This is a genomic window from Rubrivivax albus, from assembly GCF_004016515.1.
In the GTDB taxonomy this organism is placed as follows: Bacteria; Pseudomonadota; Gammaproteobacteria; order Burkholderiales; family Burkholderiaceae_C; genus Rubrivivax; species Rubrivivax albus.
Map to the genome: position 1 here is coordinate 248,348 of NZ_SACT01000004.1, position 16,644 is coordinate 264,991.

15 protein-coding genes are annotated in these 16,644 nt (G+C 71.3%); 4 read left to right on the forward strand and 11 right to left on the reverse strand.

Translation table 11 applies throughout. The annotated features are described in order from the left end of the window. Positions 1-8: 8 nt before the first annotated feature. On the reverse strand, positions 9-851 hold the full coding sequence (locus ENE75_RS14280) for a segregation and condensation protein A (protein WP_128198985.1): 843 nt from the start codon (positions 849-851) through the stop codon (positions 9-11). Positions 852-867: 16 nt separating this feature from the next. Then, positions 868-1,083: a DUF3460 family protein gene (locus ENE75_RS14285; RefSeq protein WP_128198986.1), complete on the reverse strand. Its 216-nt coding sequence runs from the start codon at positions 1,081-1,083 to the stop codon at positions 868-870. Between the two features lie 65 nt (positions 1,084-1,148). Between ENE75_RS14285 and ENE75_RS14290 the strand changes: the two genes are divergently transcribed. Next, positions 1,149-2,636 carry a CYTH and CHAD domain-containing protein gene (locus ENE75_RS14290; protein ID WP_128198987.1) on the forward strand — a complete coding sequence of 496 codons (1,488 nt, stop codon included), beginning with the start codon at positions 1,149-1,151 and terminating at the stop codon, positions 2,634-2,636. Here ENE75_RS14290 and ENE75_RS14295 read toward each other — a convergent pair whose 3' ends face one another. From ENE75_RS14295 to ENE75_RS14315, 5 genes are all read right to left on the reverse strand, one after another. Then, the gene (locus ENE75_RS14295) at positions 2,637-4,304 is read right to left on the reverse strand and encodes a SulP family inorganic anion transporter (protein ID WP_375138494.1); all 1,668 of its coding nucleotides are present in this window, start codon (positions 4,302-4,304) and stop codon (positions 2,637-2,639) included. 129 nt (positions 4,305-4,433) lie between these two features. Further along, positions 4,434-6,500 (reverse strand): methionine--tRNA ligase, encoded by a 2,067-nt coding sequence (gene metG / locus ENE75_RS14300; RefSeq protein WP_128198988.1) that lies wholly within the window; start codon positions 6,498-6,500, stop codon positions 4,434-4,436. 48 nt (positions 6,501-6,548) lie between these two features. Further along, entirely contained in the window at positions 6,549-7,676 is a 1,128-nt protein-coding gene (locus ENE75_RS14305) for an osmoprotectant NAGGN system M42 family peptidase (RefSeq protein WP_128198989.1), read from the reverse strand. Continuing rightward, complete coding sequence (ngg, locus tag ENE75_RS14310; RefSeq protein WP_128198990.1) at positions 7,673-9,421, reverse strand: N-acetylglutaminylglutamine synthetase; 1,749 nt, start codon at positions 9,419-9,421, stop codon at positions 7,673-7,675. The genes ENE75_RS14305 and ngg overlap by 4 nt, the downstream gene beginning before the upstream one ends. 14 nt (positions 9,422-9,435) lie before the next feature. Continuing rightward, positions 9,436-11,217: an N-acetylglutaminylglutamine amidotransferase gene (locus tag ENE75_RS14315; protein WP_128198991.1), complete on the reverse strand. Its 1,782-nt coding sequence runs from the start codon at positions 11,215-11,217 to the stop codon at positions 9,436-9,438. A gap of 138 nt (positions 11,218-11,355) precedes the next feature. Between ENE75_RS14315 and ENE75_RS14320 the strand changes: the two genes are divergently transcribed. Next, positions 11,356-11,766, forward strand: coding sequence for a cupin domain-containing protein (locus tag ENE75_RS14320; RefSeq protein ID WP_128198992.1), 411 nt, complete (start codon positions 11,356-11,358; stop codon positions 11,764-11,766). Continuing rightward, positions 11,759-12,202: an acyl-CoA thioesterase gene (locus ENE75_RS14325; protein ID WP_128198993.1), complete on the forward strand. Its 444-nt coding sequence runs from the start codon at positions 11,759-11,761 to the stop codon at positions 12,200-12,202. The genes ENE75_RS14320 and ENE75_RS14325 overlap by 8 nt, the downstream gene beginning before the upstream one ends. A 16-nt stretch (positions 12,203-12,218) precedes the next feature. Here the strand turns inward: ENE75_RS14325 and ENE75_RS14330 are convergent, their stop codons facing one another. After that, entirely contained in the window at positions 12,219-14,144 is a 1,926-nt protein-coding gene (locus tag ENE75_RS14330; protein ID WP_128198994.1) for a M14 family metallopeptidase, read from the reverse strand. A gap of 83 nt (positions 14,145-14,227) precedes the next feature. Between ENE75_RS14330 and ENE75_RS14335 the strand changes: the two genes are divergently transcribed. After that, on the forward strand, positions 14,228-14,470 hold the full coding sequence (locus ENE75_RS14335; protein WP_128198995.1) for a cysteine-rich CWC family protein: 243 nt from the start codon (positions 14,228-14,230) through the stop codon (positions 14,468-14,470). On the opposite strand, the gene ENE75_RS14340 is transcribed toward ENE75_RS14335, so the two are convergent. The 3 genes from ENE75_RS14340 to ENE75_RS14350 are packed head-to-tail and all read right to left on the reverse strand — an operon-like array spanning position 14,430 to position 16,577. Further along, positions 14,430-14,873, reverse strand: a complete 444-nt coding sequence (locus ENE75_RS14340) for a universal stress protein (protein ID WP_128198996.1) — start codon at positions 14,871-14,873, stop codon at positions 14,430-14,432. The two genes, ENE75_RS14335 and ENE75_RS14340, sit on opposite strands and share 41 nt — an antisense overlap. Before the next feature lie 43 nt (positions 14,874-14,916). Next, complete coding sequence (locus ENE75_RS14345) at positions 14,917-15,471, reverse strand: hemerythrin domain-containing protein (RefSeq protein WP_128198997.1); 555 nt, start codon at positions 15,469-15,471, stop codon at positions 14,917-14,919. Beyond that, positions 15,468-16,577 (reverse strand): NADH:flavin oxidoreductase/NADH oxidase, encoded by a 1,110-nt coding sequence (locus ENE75_RS14350; RefSeq protein ID WP_128198998.1) that lies wholly within the window; start codon positions 16,575-16,577, stop codon positions 15,468-15,470. Before ENE75_RS14350 ends, ENE75_RS14345 begins: the two co-directional genes overlap by 4 nt. Positions 16,578-16,644: the final 67 nt, after the last annotated feature.

Genomic DNA, 16,644 nt, shown 5'->3' on the forward strand with positions numbered 1-16,644 from the left:
CCCTGTCGTCAGGCCGGCTGGTAGGCCAGCCGCACGTAGATCGGTGCGAAGGCCTCGGCCTGCGTCACCTCCAGCAGGTGCTCGCGCGAGAGTTCCAGCATCGCGATGAAGGTGACGACCAGCACCGGCACGCCGCGTGTGGGGTCGAACAGGTCCTGGAACTCGACGAAGCGCCGGCCCTGCAGCTTGCGCAGCACGATGCTCATGTGCTCGCGCACCGAGAGCTGCTCGCGGCTGATGGTGTGGTGGGCGTTGAGCCGGGCGCGCTGGAGGATGTCGGCCCAGGCAGCGCGCAGGTCGTCGGTGTTCACCTCGGGCCAGCGCGGCTGCAGGCTCTGCTCCACGTGCACCTGGGCGCGCAGGAAGTCGCGGCCCAACACCGGCACGGTGTCCAGCTTCGCGGCGGCGAGCTTGATCTGCTCGTACTCGATCAGGCGGCGCACCAGTTCGGCGCGCGGGTCCTCGGGTTCGCTGCCGTCCTCGTTCTTCTTCGGCGGCAGCAGCATGCGGCTCTTGATCTCGATGAGCATCGCCGCCATCAGCAGGTATTCGGCGGCGAGTTCGAGGTTGTGGCGCCGGATCTGGTCGACGTAGTCCAGGTACTGGCGGGTCACGTCCGCCAGCGGGATGTCGAGGATGTTGAAGTTCTGCTTGCGGATCAGGTAGAGCAGCAGGTCCAGCGGGCCTTCGAAGGCCTCGAGGAAGACCTCCAGCGCATCGGGCGGGATGTACAGGTCCTGCGGCAGCGCGAACAGCGGCTCTCCGTACAGGCGCGCCACCGCCACCTGGTCGACGACCTCGGGTTCGGCGCGCGGGCCGTCTTCCCGGTCCGGGGCAGCCACCGGGTCCATGGGCGCGGCCTGGCGCTCAGCCGCCGCGCTGGACGGGTTCGTTCTGGTAGACGTAGGCCTTCTGCGGTACGCGCGCGGCCTTGTACTCGGCCTGGGCCTGGCGGTCGATGGACTGGTCCCACAGGCGGGCACGGCCGGCGCGCTGCTCGGCCTCGAGCGTGGGCTTCTTCGCCTTCAGTTCGTCGATGAACTGGGTGACGTCGGAGGTGTAGGGCTTCCAGAACAGCGGCATGGCAGCAGGCGAGCGAAAATGGCAACCTACGATTGTAGTTCCGCAGGTCGGCAGGGGAGCAGCCCGTGGGGGTCGAGATCGAGCTGAAGTTCCAGGTGTCGCCGGGCCGGCTGGCAGCGGTGAAACGTGCCGTGGCCACCCGCAGCGCCGAGCGCATCGACCTGCACGCCAGCTACCAGGACACTGCCGACGGTCGTCTGGCCGCCGCGCGTCTGGCCTGGCGCGTCCGCCGCGAGGGCGCGCGCTGGGTGCAGACTCTCAAGGGGCCGGGTGACGGCCTGGCCCACCGGCTCGAACACGAGGTGGACTGCGCCCCGGTGCCCGATGGCCAGGTGCCGAAGGCCGACGTCGGCCTGCACGCCGGCACTCTGGCCGGGCGGCTGCTGGCGAACACGCTGGCCGGTGCCGGGCCGGTGCAGCAGGTCTACGCGACCGAGATCGTGCGCATCCGGCGCGTGCTGCGCCACGGCGGTGCGCGCATTGAGCTCGCGCTGGACATCGGCGAGGTGGTGGCCGGCAACCGCCGGGCCCCGGTCTGCGAACTGGAAATGGAACTGCTGCAGGGGCCTCTGGCGGCGCTGTGGTCGCTGGCGCGCAGCTGGGCGGGCCGCTTCGGCCTGCTGCTGGACCCGGCCACCAAGAGCGAGCGGGCACAGTGGCTGGCTGCTGGCGCCGGAACGGACATGCCAGCGCGCCCGGTGGCGCGTGCGCGCGAGCCGGCGCTGGCCCGGGGCCTGCCGCTGGGGGTGGCGCGCGCGGCGATGGTCGGTGCGGCCCTGGCCCACGGCCTGCCCAATGCAGCAGCGGTGACTGGCGGTGCCGCCACGCCGGACCACGTGCACCAGTTGCGTGTGGCGTTGCGCCGGCTGCGCAGCGTGTTGCGTGCGCTGGGCCCGGCCGATGCAACCCGCGACGACGCGCTGCGGGCGCTCTTTGCGGCGCTGGGGCGCCGGCGCGATGCCGACGTGATGCGGGACACGCTGTCGCCGGCCTGGGCTGCCGCTGATGCCGCAGGCTGGCCGAGGCCGCCGCTGCCAGACGTGGAGGACACGGCTGCCACCGCGCTGGCCAGCCCGGCCACCACCGCACTGTGGCTGGACCTGCTGGCGCAGGCGGTGCCGCCGGAAGCAGGCTTCGACGATGACCAGGCCTGGGATGGCGTGGTGCGCCACAAGCTGCAGCGCTGGCGCCGCAGCGCCCGCCGGCTGGCCGCCGATTGGGATGAGCTGGACACCGTGAACCGCCACCGCCTGCGCAAGCAGCTCAAGCGACTGCGCTACCTGCTGGAGTACGCCGCGCCGCTGCTGCCGGCACGCAGGCTGCGCGCCGAGCTCGAGCACCTGCGCCCGCTGCAGGAGGCCCTGGGCCACTGGAACGACCTGGCGGTGGCGCGCGAGCACTTGGCGGCCTGGCCGCAGCCGACGCCGGCGGTGCTGTTTGCTGCCGGCTGGCTGGCTCGCGCGTCGCAGGTGGCCGAAGCCGATTGCGGGCGCGCCATCAGGCGCTGGCGAGCGGCCGACGACGGGCTGCGCGGGTCCGACCTGAAGCGCTGATCAGCGGTTGTCCAAGCCGCCGAAGGCATCGCCCACGGTCGGCACCACGTTCTCTGGGCCCAGTTCCGCCTCGAAGCCGCTGCTGCGCACCAATGCCAGCGGCTGTTCGTTCACATGCGCCAGCACCAGGGCGATGTCGCGCTTCGTCAGCGCCCGGTGGAGCTGCTGCAGCGCGTCCAGGCCGGAGCTGTCCAGCAGCACCAGCCGGTGCATCTCCAGGACCACGGCCCGCGTGCCCTCGGCCACGCGGGGCGGCAGGGCCTCGATCTTGCCGACGGCGCCGAAGAACAGCGAGCCATAGAGCTCGAACACCACCACGCCCGGCGGCAGCGGGTGCTTCGTCGCCGGCTCCACGCGGAACAGCTGGCCCATGCGCCAGATGAAGAACACGCAGGCCAGCACCAGGCCCAGCTGCACCGCCACCGTGAGGTCGAAGATCACGGTGGTGGCGAAGGTGCCGACCAGGATGGCGCGGTAGGTCGGGTGGAAGCGCCGCAGGCGCACGAACTCGTGCCACTCGCCCATGTTCCAGGCCACGAACATCAGGATGCCGGCCAGCGACGCCAGCGGCACGTTCATCGCCAGCGGTGCGGCCACCAGCATCACGGTCAGCAGCGTCGCGGCGTGCACCATGCCGGCCACCGGCGTGCGGCCGCCGGCGCGCACGTTGGTCACCGTGCGCGCGATGGTGCCCGTGGCCGGGATGCCGCCCCACAGCGGCGCGGCCAGGTTGGCAACGCCCTGGGCCATCAGTTCCTGGTTGGGGTCGTGCTTGGGGATGTCGGCCATGGTGTCGGCCACGCGCGCGCACAGCAGCGACTCGATGGCGCCGAGCAGCGCGATGGTCACCGTGGGCACCAGCAGCTGCTGCACGGTGAGCCAGTCGAACGACGGCAGGGCGATGTCCGGCAGGCTTTGCGGGATGCCGCCGAAGCGGCTGCCGATGGTCTCCACGTCCAGCCCCAGCACCGTGACGGCCAGCGTGGCGCCTGCCAGTGCCACCACGGTGCCCGGCACATGGGCCGCCAGTCGCCGCGTCCTGGCGATCAGGCCCACCGGCGCCGTGGGCATGGCGTAGGACTTGGGCCACAGCACCACCACCGCGAGGCTCGCCCCGGCGATGGCCACCGCCAACGGGTTGATCGTGTGCAGCGCACCGGCCAACGTGCCGATCTGCAGGAAGAAGTCGGCCGGCATCTTGGCGATGTCCAGGCCAAGGAAGTCCTTCACCTGGCTGAGGCCGATGAGCACCGCGATGCCATTGGTGAAGCCGATCACGATGGACACCGGCACGTAGCGCACCAAGGCGCCGAGCTTGAGCGCGCCGAGCGCGATCAGCAGTACGCCGGCGAGCATGGTGCTGATGAGCAGGTTGGCCAGCCCGTAGCGCTCGACGATGCCGTAGACGATGACGATGAAGGCGCCGGCCGGCCCGCCGATCTGCACGCTGGAACCGCCCAGGGCGCTGATCAGGAAGCCGGCGATGATGGCGGTCACCAGCCCGGCCTCGGGCTTGACGCCGCTGGCGATGGCAAAGGCCATGGCCAGTGGCAGCGCGACGACGCCCACGGTGAGGCCGGCGCCGATGTCGGCCACGGCCTGGGCGCGGCCGTAGCCGCGCAGGTGGCTCAGCAGCCGGGGGCGGAAGGGATGGAGTTGCAGGGCCAAGCGGAAACCTCCGGAACACGTTGCGTCAGCGGTTGGGACTGACGCGGTGCCGGTGGCCCGCAGTGGTGCCGCAGCGCGACGAAGCGCCGGCGGCGGGAAGGGCCCTGGGGACTCATGGATCGACGCCGGTCAGCGCACCCGCATGCCGGGCACGGCGCCCGGCCAGGGTTCGAGCACGTACAGCCCGGGAGTGGTCTTCTCGTCGGCGTGGCTGGCAGCCAGCACCATGCCTTCGCTGAGGCCGAACTTCATCTTGCGCGGCGCCAGGTTGGCCACCATCACGGTCAGCTTGCCGGCCAGTTGTTCCGGCGCGTAGGCGCTGGCGATCCCGCTGAAGACGTTCCGGGTTCGGCCCTCGCCGACGTCCAGCGTCAGCCGCAGCAGCTTGGTGCTGCCTTCCACGCGTTCCGCAGCCACGATCTTCGCAATGCGCAGGTCGATCTTCGCGAAATCGTCGATTGAGATCGTCTCGGCGATGGCTTCGCCGCCGGGTTCCGGCGCCGGCGCGATGATCGGTTCCGGTGGCGCGAGCAGGGCGTCGATCTGCTTGACGTCCACCCGCTGCATTAGGTGCTGGTAGGCGCCGATGCGGTGTTTGCCCAGCGCACGGGCACTGTCGCCCCAGTGCAGCGGCGGCACGGCGAGGAAGGCTTCCACCTGCGTGGCCAGCGCCGGCAGCACCGGCTTGAGGTAGATCGTCAGCAGCCGGAAGGCCTCGATGCAGACGCTGCAGACGTCGTGCAGCGCGGCGTCCATGCCGTCCTGCTTGGCGAGTTCCCAGGGCTTGTGCTGGTCCACGTACTCGTTGACGCGGTCGGCCAGCGCCATGATCTCGCGCAGCGCCTTGCCGTACTCGCGCGTCTCGTAGAGCTCGGCGATGGCGTCGGCCGGCGCGCGCAGGCCATCCAGCAGCGCGCGGCCCTCGACCCCCAGGTCGCCCGACAGTTCACCGCCGAAGCGCTTGGCCAGGAAACCGGCGGCGCGGCTGGCGATGTTGACGTACTTGCCGATCAGGTCGGCGTTCACGCGGGCGATGAAGTCGTCGGGGTTGAAGTCCACGTCCTCCACGCGGCCGTTGAGCTTGGCCGCTAGGTAGTAGCGCAGCCATTCCGGGTTCATGCCCAGCTCGAGGTAGCGCAGCGGGCTCAGGCCCGTGCCGCGGCTCTTGCTCATCTTCTCGCCACTGAGCTGCAGGAAGCCGTGCACGAACACGTGGTTGGGCGTCTTGCGGCCGCTGAAGTGCAGCATCGCCGGCCAGAACAGCGTGTGGAAGTAGGTGATGTCCTTGCCGATGAAGTGGATCTGCTCCACCGCCGGGTCGGCCACGTAGGTGTCGTAGTCGAGGCCCAGCTTCGCGAAGTGCCCCTTCAGCGATGCCAGGTAGCCCACCGGCGCATCGAGCCAGACGTAGAAGTACTTGTCCTCGGTGTCGGGAATGCGGATGCCGAAGTAGGGCGCGTCGCGCGAGATGTCCCAGTCGGACAGGCTCACGTGGCCGGCCTCGTCGGGGGCGAACCACTCGCGGATCTTGTTCAGCACCTCGGGCTGCAGGCGGCCGGGGGTGGATGTCCAGTCCTGCAGGAAGTCGAGGCAGCGCTGCGAGCTCAGCAGGAAGAAGTGGTGCGCGCTGCTGCGCAACTCCGGCGTGGCGCCGGAGAGTGCCGAGTACGGGTTCTTCAGCTCGGTGGGCGCGTATACCGCGCCGCAGACCTCGCAGGAATCGCCGTACTGGTCCTTGGCGCCGCACTTGGGGCATTCGCCTTTGATGTAGCGGTCGGGCAGGAACATGCCCTTGACCGGGTCGTAGAACTGCTGGATCGTGCGCTCGCCGATCAGGCCTTCCTTGCGCAGGCCGCGGTAGATGTCCTGCGCCAGGTCGTGGTTCTCCGGCGCGTCGGTGCTGTGCCAGTGGTCGAAGCCGATGTGGAAGCCCTGCAGGTACTTCGGCCGCGTGGCGGCGATGCCGGCGACGAAGTCCTGCGGCGATTTCCCGGCCTTCTCCGCCGCGATCATGATCGGCGCGCCGTGCGCGTCGTCGGCGCAGACGAAGTTCACCTCGTGCCCGCGCATGCGCTGGAAGCGCACCCAGATGTCGGCCTGGATGTACTCCATCATGTGGCCGATGTGGAACGGCGCGTTGGCGTAGGGCAGCGCCGTGGTGACGAACAGGCGGCGCGGGGCGGCAGGGGTGGACATGGCCCGAATTCTAGGGGCCGACCCTGACACCGGACGTCGGCAGACGGGTCAGGGCTCCGACAGGTCCGGCGTCGTCTGCACCTCCGCCGGCGGGAAGTCGGCCAGTGGGCCCAGCGGTGCAGCGTCGCGCTGGAACAGCGGTGCGCTGGTCATCTGCGCGGCCAGCAGCCGCGCCAGCGACACCAGCGAGTCCTCGTGCGTGCGCTCCCAGCCGTGGCTGGCGTCGCAGGCGAAGCACACCAGCGCGGTGCGGATGTCGTTGCCAGCCTCCAGCGCCGAGGCGGCGTCGCTGCGGTAGTAGCGGTAGACGTCGCGGCTGTGCTCGATGCCGTGCGCGCGACACAGCGCCAGGAGGTGGCGCGTGAGGTGCCAGTCGAAGGGGCCGGCGCTGTCCATCATCGCGATGGTCACGCCGCGCTCGCTGCTGTTCTGACCCGGCGCGTTGGTGGCGTTGTCCACCGAGATCATCTCCGCCACGTCGTTGCCGTGCAGGATGTGCGATGCGCCGACGCCCACTTCCTCGCTGATGGTGAACAGCAGCAGCACGTCCAGCGGCAGCGGTGCCTTGGTGCGAACCACGGCTTCGGCCGCGGCCAGCAGCGACGCCACCCCGGCCTTGTCGTCGAGGTAGCGCGAGTTCACGTAGCCGTTGGGCCCGAACTCGGTGCCCGGGTCGACTGCGATGGTGTCGCCCACGCGCACGCCCAGGCGCATCAGGTCGGCCACGCTGGCGGTGTCGGCGTCCAGGCGCAGTTCCACCTGCGTCCAGTCCACCGGCAGGGTGTCGATCTCCTTGTTGTAGGTGTGGCCCGAGGCCTTGATCGGCAGCACCGTGCCGCGGTAGGTGCCGGTGTCGCCGTACACCGTGACGCGCGCGCCTTCGGCGAAGCGGCTGGACCAGAAGCCGATGGGCACGACCTCCAGCCGGCCATTGGGCTTGAGCGCCTTGACCATCGCGCCCAGCGTGTCCAGGTGGGCGGCGATGGCGCGCTTGGGCGTGTAGGCCGCGCCCGGCAGCACGGCGCGGATGGCGCCCCGGCGCGTGAGCTTGTACTCCACCCCGATCTCGTCGAGGATCTCGCAGGCCAGGCGCACCACGGCGTCGGTCATGCCCGACGGGCTGGGCGTGGCCAGCAGGCGCTCCAGCGTGCGCAGCAGGAAGGTCTTGTCGATCATGCGGTGGTCGCCTCCGCCGCCGTGGCCCGGGTCTGCGGGAACAGCAGGTCCACGAAGCGTTCCACCGTGGGCTGCGGTTCGTGGTTGGCCAGGCCGGGACGCTCGTTGGCCTCGATCACCGCATAGTCTTCACCGTCGAGGTCGGGCACGATGAAGTCGAAGCCCACCACCGGGATCTCCAGCAGCCGTGACGCCTGCTCGGCCACCGCGCGCAGTGACGGGTGCAGCCGGTCCGTCACGTCGTGGATGGTGCCGCCGGTGTGCAGGTTGGCCGTCTTGCGCACGGCCAGCGCCTCGCCTTCGGGCAGCACGCTGTCCAGCGTGAGGCCGGCGGCGGCGATGCAGCGCTCGGTCTCGGCGTCCAGCGGGATGCGGCTTTCACCCTGGGTGGCGGCCGCGCGACGCTTGCTCTGCTGCGTGATCAGCGTGCGCAGGTCGCTCCGGCCATCGCCCACCACCTGCGCCGGCCGCCGCGTGGCCGCGGCCACGACCCGGTGGTCGATGACGACGATGCGCAGGTCCTCGCCGGGCACGAACTCCTCGAGGATGACGACGTCGCCGTGCTGCTTCGCATCGGCGATGGCGGCCTGCACCGCGTCCAGGCCGCTGACGTCCACCGTGATGCCGCGCCCCTGCTCGCCGCGCGCCGGCTTGACGACCACGCGCGGATGGCGGGCCAGGAAGTCCTTCAGTGTGCTGTCGTCGCCAGCTTCGATCTGGTCGGGCGTGCGCACGCCGCCGGCGGCGAGCACCCGCCGTGTGAGCCGCTTGTCGTCGCACAGGCTCATCGCGAAGCCGCTGGTCAGCGCCGACAGCGATTCCCGGCAGGCCACGCTGCGCCCGCCCAGGCTGAGCCGGAAGCAGCCGCCATCGGCGTCCACGACCTCGGCCTGGATGCCACGACGGCGGGCCTCGTCGACGATGATCTGGGCGTAGACGTTCAGTCCTTCGTCGCGTTCGGGTCCCACGTACAGCCTTTCGTTGATCGGGTTGCGGTTCTTCACGCAGTAGACCGGCACACGGCGGAAGCCCACCTTCTCGTACAGGCGGATGGCCTCGACGTTGTCGTGCATGACCGACAGGTCCAGGTAGCGCCGGCCGCGGGTGCGGAAGCGTTGTGCCAGTTCCAGCGTCAGCGACAGGCCCACGCCATGGCGCAGGCACTGCGGGTCCACCGCCAGCGACCACAGGCTGCTGCCACCCTCTGGGTCGCCGCAGGCGGCCACGTGGTCGACGCCGGTGACGACGCCGACCACCGGGTGGCCGGCGTGCAGTTCCGGGTCCTCCGCCACCAGCACCTGCACCGGGCTGTTGGCCGACAGCGCGGCCAGGAAGCCGGCCTTGGGCGGCACCATGCCGCGGCGCTGCAGGATGCGGGCGATGGCGTCGGCATCCTCGGGGCGCGCGGCACGCACCGACCAGCCGCGCCGCGGTTTCGGGCGCGGCAGTGACGACGCGTCCGGCCCCTGCAGCGGCAGGCGGTAGGTGTGCGACGGGTCCAGGAACAGCTGCTGCGGCGCCAGGGCGACGACGACGTGCGGGTCGCGCACGTACATCGCCACGTCGCGCTGGCGCGTGCCTTCGTCGGCCAGCGCCGCCACCAGGGCAGGCGGATCGGCGAAGGTCTGGCCCAGCAGCAGCCGGCCCCAGCCGCAGTCGATGATCGCCGGTGCGCCGGTGTGGGCCACGGGCTCCCAGTGGCGCAGGCTGGCGTGCAGCGCGGGGTCCAGCGGGTCGGCAGGCATCCGGATGCCCACCTTCAGAGGCCCTGGCCCTGCAGCCACAGCTCCAGCAGCGCCACCTGCCACAGCATCGACCCGCGCAGCGGCGTCAGGTGCTGCGCCGGCTCGGCCAGCAGGCGCTGCACCTCTGCCGGCCGGAACAGGCCGCGCTCGCGGGCCCGTTGGGTGGCCAGCGTTTCCTTGATCATGTCCAGCACCGGTCCGTCGATGTACTTCAGGATAGGCACCGGGAAGTAGCCCTTGGGTCGGTCGACGATGGCCGGCGGCACCAGGCGCCGCGCGATGGCCTTGAGCACGCCCTTGCCGCCGTCGCCGAGCTTGTCGTCCTGCGGCAGGCGGCCGGCCAGTTCCACCAGTTCGTGGTCCAGGAAGGGCACGCGCGCCTCCAGGCCCCAGGCCATGGTCATCGCATCCACGCGCTTGACCGGGTCGTCGACCAGCATCACCGTGGTGTCGATGTGCAGCGCCTTCTCGGCAGGCGTGCTGCGGCTCAGCGCCGCGAAGTGGCGCTCCAGGAAGGCCTGGCTGGCGTCGCCCGCCGCCATCGCCCCGGGTTCGAGGATCTGCGCCATCTGCGCCGGCGTGCGGTCGAAGAACGCGGCGCGGTACGCGGCGACCGCATCGGCGGGTGCTGCACCGGCCAGCTTGGGGTACCAGTGGTAGCCGGCGAAGACCTCGTCGGCGCCCTGGCCGCTCTGCACCACCTTCGTGTGCTTGGCCACCTCGCGCGACAGCAGGTAGAACGCCACGTTGTCGTAGCTCACCATCGGCTCGTGCATCGCGGCGATGGTGCCGGGCAGGGCGCCCATCAGTTCCGAGGTCGGGATGTGGATGCGGTGGTGGTCGGTGCCGAAGCGCTGGACGACCATGTCGGAGTAGGTGAACTCGTCACCCGCCTCGCCGCCGGCGGCATCGAAGCCGATGGAGAAGGTCTGCAGGCCGTGCTGGCCGGCCTCGGCCAGCAGCGCGACGATGAGGCTGGAGTCCACCCCACCGGACAGCAGCACGCCCACCGGCACGTCGGCCACCTGGCGGCGGCGCACGGCCGTGCGCAGCGCCTGCTCGACGAGTTCCTCGCGCTCGCGTGCCGGCAGCGCCGCCACCTGGGCGTCGGCGGCCACGGTCAGCGACCACCAGCGGTGCGTCTCCTGCCGGCCATCGGGCGACACGCGCAGCAGGCTCGCCGGCGGCAGCTTGCGCACGCCGCGCAGCATGGTCAGTGGCGCCGGCACCACCGCGTGCCAGGACATGTAGTGGTTCAGTGCGTCGAGGTCGATCGCCGTGTCCACCCCGCCGCCGGCCAGCAGCGCCGGCAGCGTCGACGCGAAGCGCAGGCCGCCTTGCACCGGCGCCAGGTACAGCGGCTTGATGCCGAAGCGGTCGCGCGCCAGCACCAGGCGGCCGCTGTCGCGGTCGAAGGCGGCGAAGGCGAACATGCCGTGCAGGCGGTCCACGCAGGTCTCGCCCCAGGCGTGGAAGGCCTTGAGCACGACCTCGGTGTCGCCGGTGGACGCGAAGCGGTAGCCCAGCCCCTCGAGCTCCTGGCGCAGTTCACGGTAGTTGTAGACGCAGCCGTTGAAGGCCAGCGTCAGGCCCAGCGCCATGTCGACCATGGGCTGCTGGGCATGTTCGCTGAGGTCGATGATCTTCAGGCGGCGGTGCGCCAGTGCAAACGGGCCGTGCTGGATCAGGCCCTGGGCGTCGGGACCGCGGGGCGCCAGGCGTTCCGACATGCGGCCCAGGGCGGTGATGTCCGGCGCCTGGCCGTCGAACCGGATCTCGCCGGCGAATCCACACATGCGTGGGGTGTCCTTTCTGTCTGCTGCGGTGCGCCGGTGGCACACCGATGGGAACCCCGCAGTATATTTGCACAAATATAAATGGGCAAATCCGTGCAGTTCGCCGTCGTTCCGCGCAGGTTCGGTCAAGATGCGCGCATGCGTCCGCACCGCCGCCTGGCCCTCGAGGCCGCGCCCGTGGTCACGGCACCCGACGGCTCACGGGTGCGCGTGCTGCTCGACCTGCCGGGGCGCGGCAGCATGGCCTGTTTCGAACTCGACCCGGGCCAGGTGGCCGCCGCGGTCGTGCACCGCACGGTGGACGAGCTCTGGTGGGTGCAGTCCGGGCGCGGCGAACTCTGGCGCTGCGACCCGGACGGCGAGACCGTGGTGACGCTGGAGGCGGGCGTGTGCGTGGACATCCCCTGCGGCACCCGCTTCCAGTTCCGCGCGGCCGACGATGAAGCGCTGCAGGTGCTGGGTGTCACGATGCCGCCCTGGCCCGGCGCCGACGAGGCGCAGGTGGTGCCCGGCCGCTGGCCGCCGCGCCAGAATCCGGCCCATGAGTGACCACACCCCACCCGCCACCCGCGATGCCTTCGCGCACTTCACCGCCATCGACACCCGCTGGAGCGACAACGACGCCTACCGCCACGTCAACAACGTCGTCTACTACGGCTTCTTCGACACCGCGGTGAACCGGCTGCTGATCGAGGCCGGCGCGCTGGACCTCGAGCAGTCACCGGCCGTGGGCCTGGTCGTAGAGACGCAGTGCCGCTACTTCGCGCCCATCAGCTTCCCGGACCGCGTGCACGTGGGCTTGCGCGTGGCGAAGCTGGGCAGAAGCAGCATCCGTTACGAGCTGGGTGTGTTCCGCAATGACGAGCCCTCGGCCAGTGCCGAGGGCCATTTCGTGCACGTGTACGTGGACCGCGCCAGCAACCGGCCGGTCCCGGTGCCCGACGCGGTGCGGCGGGTGGTCACGCCGCTGCAGCGCGCGGCGTGAGCCCGGGCCGGCCGCGTCAGGGCGCCGTCACGGTCTGCTCGTCGGAGCAGTCCGCGCCGCTGCCGCGCTCGCAGACCTTGTAGGTCCAGTTGCCTGACGTGACGGCCTGACTCCAGGCGCCATCGTTGGCCGTGGCCCGCAGCAGCGTGCCGTTGCGGTAGATGTCCACGCGGCTTCCGTCTGCGCCGCTCCAGGCCAGGTTCACCGTGGTGCGCCGGCGCGGGCCGGGGCTGGTGCTCACGCTCAGTTCGATGGCCGGCGGCGCGCCGCCGATCTGCAGCCAGCCGGCAGTGACCGGCCCGGTGGTTCCCGAGGCATCGCGCCCGACCACGTAGACGAGGTGCCTGCCCTCAGCGAGCCCAGCCGTCGGCAGGCTGCCGGTGACCGCCTCCGTGGCGCTGTCGAAGCTGCCGTCCGTCGGCGACAGCGCCACGGGCACCGCGCCATCGGCCCACGGCGGCGTGCCGATGTAGGCCTCGGCGGCGACGATGGCCTGTGTGGCCTCGCTGCCGTTGCGGTTGCTGAAGCGGGTGTCGGTCACCTGGGCGGTCAGCGCTGCTGGCGCGCCGGCGGCCACGCTGCTGGGCAGGCTGACGTTCAGCACGTCGGGGCCGCCCGGGGTCACGTACGGTGCGCGCACCACCTTGGCGGCGTAGATCAGCGCCGGCAGGTTGTTCGGCAGGATGGTGTTGGTGTAGGCGGCGCAGCTCTGGAAGAAGCTGGTGCCGAGCTCGAAGGTGTAGGCCGGCACGCCGAGCTCGCCGTAGCTCGGCCCGTCGGTGGTGCCGTCCGTGGGGTACAGGCCGATGGACTGTGTGGGCGTGTAGCCGTTGAACCAGGCGAAGCGCCGGCCCAGCGTCTGCAGCGCGGTGCCGTTGGGCGCCGGCTGCGCGGTGTCGCCCCAGGGCCAGAGCACCAGCTCGCTGTAGCTGTGCAGGTCGATGTGCAGGCCCTGCGTGTCGGCCGGCGCAGCATCGTTCTTGCCCGGGCCACGGCGGTCGGGGAAGATGCTGCGGATGTAGGCCTCGACGGCCTGCGTTTCCGGTTCCGAGGCCGGCGCCGGGCCGCGGTAGGTGAGGTCGCAGGGGTTGCCGCTGGAGCCGGCGCCGCCGGTGCTGTTCCAGCTGAAGCCGAAGTTGCGGTTCAGGTCGGCCCCGATGGAGTTGCCGGCGCAGTAGTCGCTGTTGGTGTTCTTGCGCCAGGACAGGCCGGCCTCGGCGCGTTTGCGGCCGTCGGGGTTGGTCTGCAGCAGCAGGTGCACCTCGTGGTGATCGAGGATCCAGGTGGCGTCGGCATCGACGCCATGGCCCTCGAACAGCCAGCGTGCAAAGGCCAGGGCCAGCGGCGCCGTCGTGTACTCGCGGGCGTGAATGGCGGCGTTGACGAAGAGCTTGGGCTTGTCGCCGGCCATCGCGCTGTTGGTGAGCTTCAGCACCTTCAGGTCGTAGCCGCCCTGACCCTGCGTCTTCGCCCAGGAGTCGCCGACGTCCAGCCACTGCGCCAGCTGCGGCTTGGCGGCGGCAAAGCCCTCGGCGGCGGCGAAGGTCTCCTCCACCGTCTCGTAGCAGGGGTAGCCGGGGATGGCCTGCACGCCAGGGGCAGCGGCGTCGAAGCGGTCGAGGAAACGGTTGCGCTTCTCGACGACGTCGGGCGCCAGCTCCAGCCGGAAGCCGAACCGCCGCAGCAGCGCGATTTGCTCGGGCTGCAGTTCGAACACCAGGTAGCCCTGGGCCCAGGCGCTCTCGATCAGTTCGGCGTGCAGGCTGATCGCGGCCTTGCGGCCGGTGGCGGCGTCCGGGAAGTACGCGCGATACAGGTTGGTCTGCTGGCGCTCGGCGGCGCGCAGGGCGCGGTTCTCGGCGTCATGCGTGCCGTGCGACAGCGCCGGCGTTGCGCCGGCCAGGCACAGGGTGGCCGCCAGGGCCAGGGGAAGCTTCTGCATGGGGTGTCACCCTCGATGTGAAGCGGCCGATTCTGGCTGCCGCCACCGCTGGGGCCGCACCCGCAGGCCCCTACATTAGGGGGATGGATGACACCGAGTGCGCCGACACGCCAGATGCCCGCTGTCCGCGCTGCGGCCAGGCGTTCCATTGCGGCATGCAAGACGCCGCGCCCTGCGGCTGCACCACCGTGCAACTGCCGGCGGCCACCCTGGCCATGCTGCGCGCGCGCTACACCGGCTGCCTGTGCCTGCGCTGCCTGCAGGCGCTGGCCGCCGGGGATGCGGTCAGTGCAGCACCAGCAGCGGCACCTTCGTCAGCGAGATGACGCGCTTGGTCTGCGAGCCGAACAGCAGTTCGCCGAAGGCGCCACGGCCGTGCGTGGCCATCACGATCATGTCGCAGTGGCCGCGGTCGGCCATGCCGGCGATGGCGCCGGCGATGTCGTCGTTGCGCTCGTACTCGCCCTGGAAGGCCACGCCGGCATCGGCCGCGGCCTGCTCGAAGGCCGACAGCAGCTTCTTCGCGTGGGCCTCGGTCTGCGCCTCGTGCGCCTTGACCTCGCGCTGGTAGTTGGCCAGGTGCGTGCCCATGCCGGGCAGGGCCGGCATCGCCTCGACGACGAAGCCAGTGACGCCGGCACCGAGCTGCCGGGCCAGCGCCAGGCTCTGCGCGACGGCTTGCGACGCCAGTTCGCTGCCGTCGATGGGAACCAGAAGCTGTTTGAACATGCGGACTCTCCTGCAGTGACTGCGTGCCACTGTAGGAGCCGGCTCAGCGGCCGGGGTTGACGGCGGTCAAGCCTCGGCGCGCGGCCATCTCGGCGCCCATGGCGTGGGCGGCCTCGGCGTCGGCCAGCGCGCGGGCGGCCGGGTAGGCCAGTTGCTCCTCGGCGGTGATGTGCGGGCCGTAGAGCACGGCGAAGTCCTGCCAGGCCTGCGCCGCTGCGGGGGCAGCGTCGGTCGTCCACCGGCCGTCGGCCACCGCCTGTAGTGCCGCGCGCGCTGCCGGCCAGGCCGCGGCCATGCGGCGGTGGTCGTCCTGCAGGCGCGCCACCAGCGCGCCGTGGCGGCCGGCGTCGGCCGCCAGCAGGGCCGGGAAGACATGGCGCTCCTCGTCCTCGTGGTGCAGCGGTGCGGCGATGTCGAAGTAGCGCAGCACGTCGCGCGCCGCGTCCTGCGCCTGCGCATCGGCACCGTGGGTGGCCAGGTGCGCCTGCAGCCGGCACAGCAGGTCCAGGCTGCGCTGCACGCGGTCGTGGCAGGCGCTGAGCAGCTCGAACGGCTGGTCGAAGCCGGCACCGGGCGTGGGCATCAGCGGCGGGTTCATCGCTGCCCGAAGTGCATGCCAGCGAACAGGCCCTTGGCCTCGCGCGGCGCGCTGCGCCAGTACGGGGGCGGCGCAGTGACCTGGGCGCCCAGGGCCGCCGCGGCGTGCCAGGGCCAGCGCGGGTCGTAGAGCATGGCGCGCGCCAGGGCTACAGCGTCGGCGTCCCCGCTGGCGATGGCGGCTTCGGCCTGCGCCGGCTCGGTGATGAGGCCGACGCCGATCACCGGCAGCGGCACGGCCTCGCGCACGGCGCGTGCCAGCGGCAGCTGGTAGCCCGGGCCGAGCGGGATCTTCTGCGCCGGCGAGACACCGCCGGAGCTGACGTGCAGCGCCGCACAGCCGCGCCGGGCCAGTTCACGGCCGAAGTCGACGGTCTGTGCCAAATCCCAGCCGCCGTCCACCCAGTCGGTGGCCGACACGCGCACCCACACCGGGACGGACACCGCGGCCTTGACCGCGTCGAACACCTCCAGCGGAAAGCGCATGCGGTTGGCCGGCGAGCCGCCGTAGGCGTCTTCGCGCGCATTGGCCAGTGGCGAGAGGAACTGGTGCAGCAGGTAGCCATGGGCCGCGTGCAGCTCGATGCCCTGCAGGCCGGCGCGTTGGGCGCGCACCGCGGCGTCGACGAAACCCTGCTTCACGCGCGCCAGGCCGGCGGCGTTCAGCGCGGCCGGGGCCTCTTCGCCCGCTGCATGGGGCAGGGCCGACGGCGCTTCGGCCCGCCAGCCGCCTGGCGCGCCGGCCGGGATCTGCGTGCCGCCGTCCCAGGGCGCACGGCTGCTGCCCTTGCGGCCGGCGTGGCTGAGCTGCAGCGCCAGCGCGATGGGTGCGAAGCTGCGGATCATGCGCACGAGGTCGGCCAGCGCGGCCTCGTTGGCGTCGCTGTACAGGCCCAGGTCCTGCGGCGAAATGCGGCCCTCGGGGCTGATGGCCGTGGCCTCCAGGATCAGCAGACCGGCGCCGGACAGCGCCAGGTGGCCCAGGTGCACACGGTGCCAGTCGCCGGGTGTGCCGTCATGGGCGCTGTACTGGCACATCGGCGCGATCACGATGCGGTTGGGCAGCGAGAGTTGACCAAGCGACCAGGGTTCGAAGAGGCGTGACATGTGTGCACGATAGCGCGGTTGGCCGGTCTGCCGCGTCGGTGACGTGGCTGTCACACGGGCATCATCG

Coding starts and splice junctions, on each gene's coding strand:
- ENE75_RS14280 (WP_128198985.1), bottom strand. CDS start 851: ATGGACCCGGTGGCTGCCCCGGACCGGGAAGACGGCCCGCGCGCCGAA.
- ENE75_RS14320 (WP_128198992.1), top strand. CDS start 11,356: ATGCGTCCGCACCGCCGCCTGGCCCTCGAGGCCGCGCCCGTGGTCACG.
- ENE75_RS14330 (WP_128198994.1), bottom strand. CDS start 14,144: ATGCAGAAGCTTCCCCTGGCCCTGGCGGCCACCCTGTGCCTGGCCGGC.
- ngg (WP_128198990.1), bottom strand. CDS start 9,421: ATGCCTGCCGACCCGCTGGACCCCGCGCTGCACGCCAGCCTGCGCCAC.
- ENE75_RS14335 (WP_128198995.1), top strand. CDS start 14,228: ATGGATGACACCGAGTGCGCCGACACGCCAGATGCCCGCTGTCCGCGC.
- ENE75_RS14325 (WP_128198993.1), top strand. CDS start 11,759: ATGAGTGACCACACCCCACCCGCCACCCGCGATGCCTTCGCGCACTTC.
- ENE75_RS14315 (WP_128198991.1), bottom strand. CDS start 11,217: ATGTGTGGATTCGCCGGCGAGATCCGGTTCGACGGCCAGGCGCCGGAC.
- ENE75_RS14305 (WP_128198989.1), bottom strand. CDS start 7,676: ATGATCGACAAGACCTTCCTGCTGCGCACGCTGGAGCGCCTGCTGGCC.
- ENE75_RS14285 (WP_128198986.1), bottom strand. CDS start 1,083: ATGCCGCTGTTCTGGAAGCCCTACACCTCCGACGTCACCCAGTTCATC.
- metG (WP_128198988.1), bottom strand. CDS start 6,500: ATGTCCACCCCTGCCGCCCCGCGCCGCCTGTTCGTCACCACGGCGCTG.
- ENE75_RS14345 (WP_128198997.1), bottom strand. CDS start 15,471: ATGAACCCGCCGCTGATGCCCACGCCCGGTGCCGGCTTCGACCAGCCG.
- ENE75_RS14350 (WP_128198998.1), bottom strand. CDS start 16,577: ATGTCACGCCTCTTCGAACCCTGGTCGCTTGGTCAACTCTCGCTGCCC.
- ENE75_RS14340 (WP_128198996.1), bottom strand. CDS start 14,873: ATGTTCAAACAGCTTCTGGTTCCCATCGACGGCAGCGAACTGGCGTCG.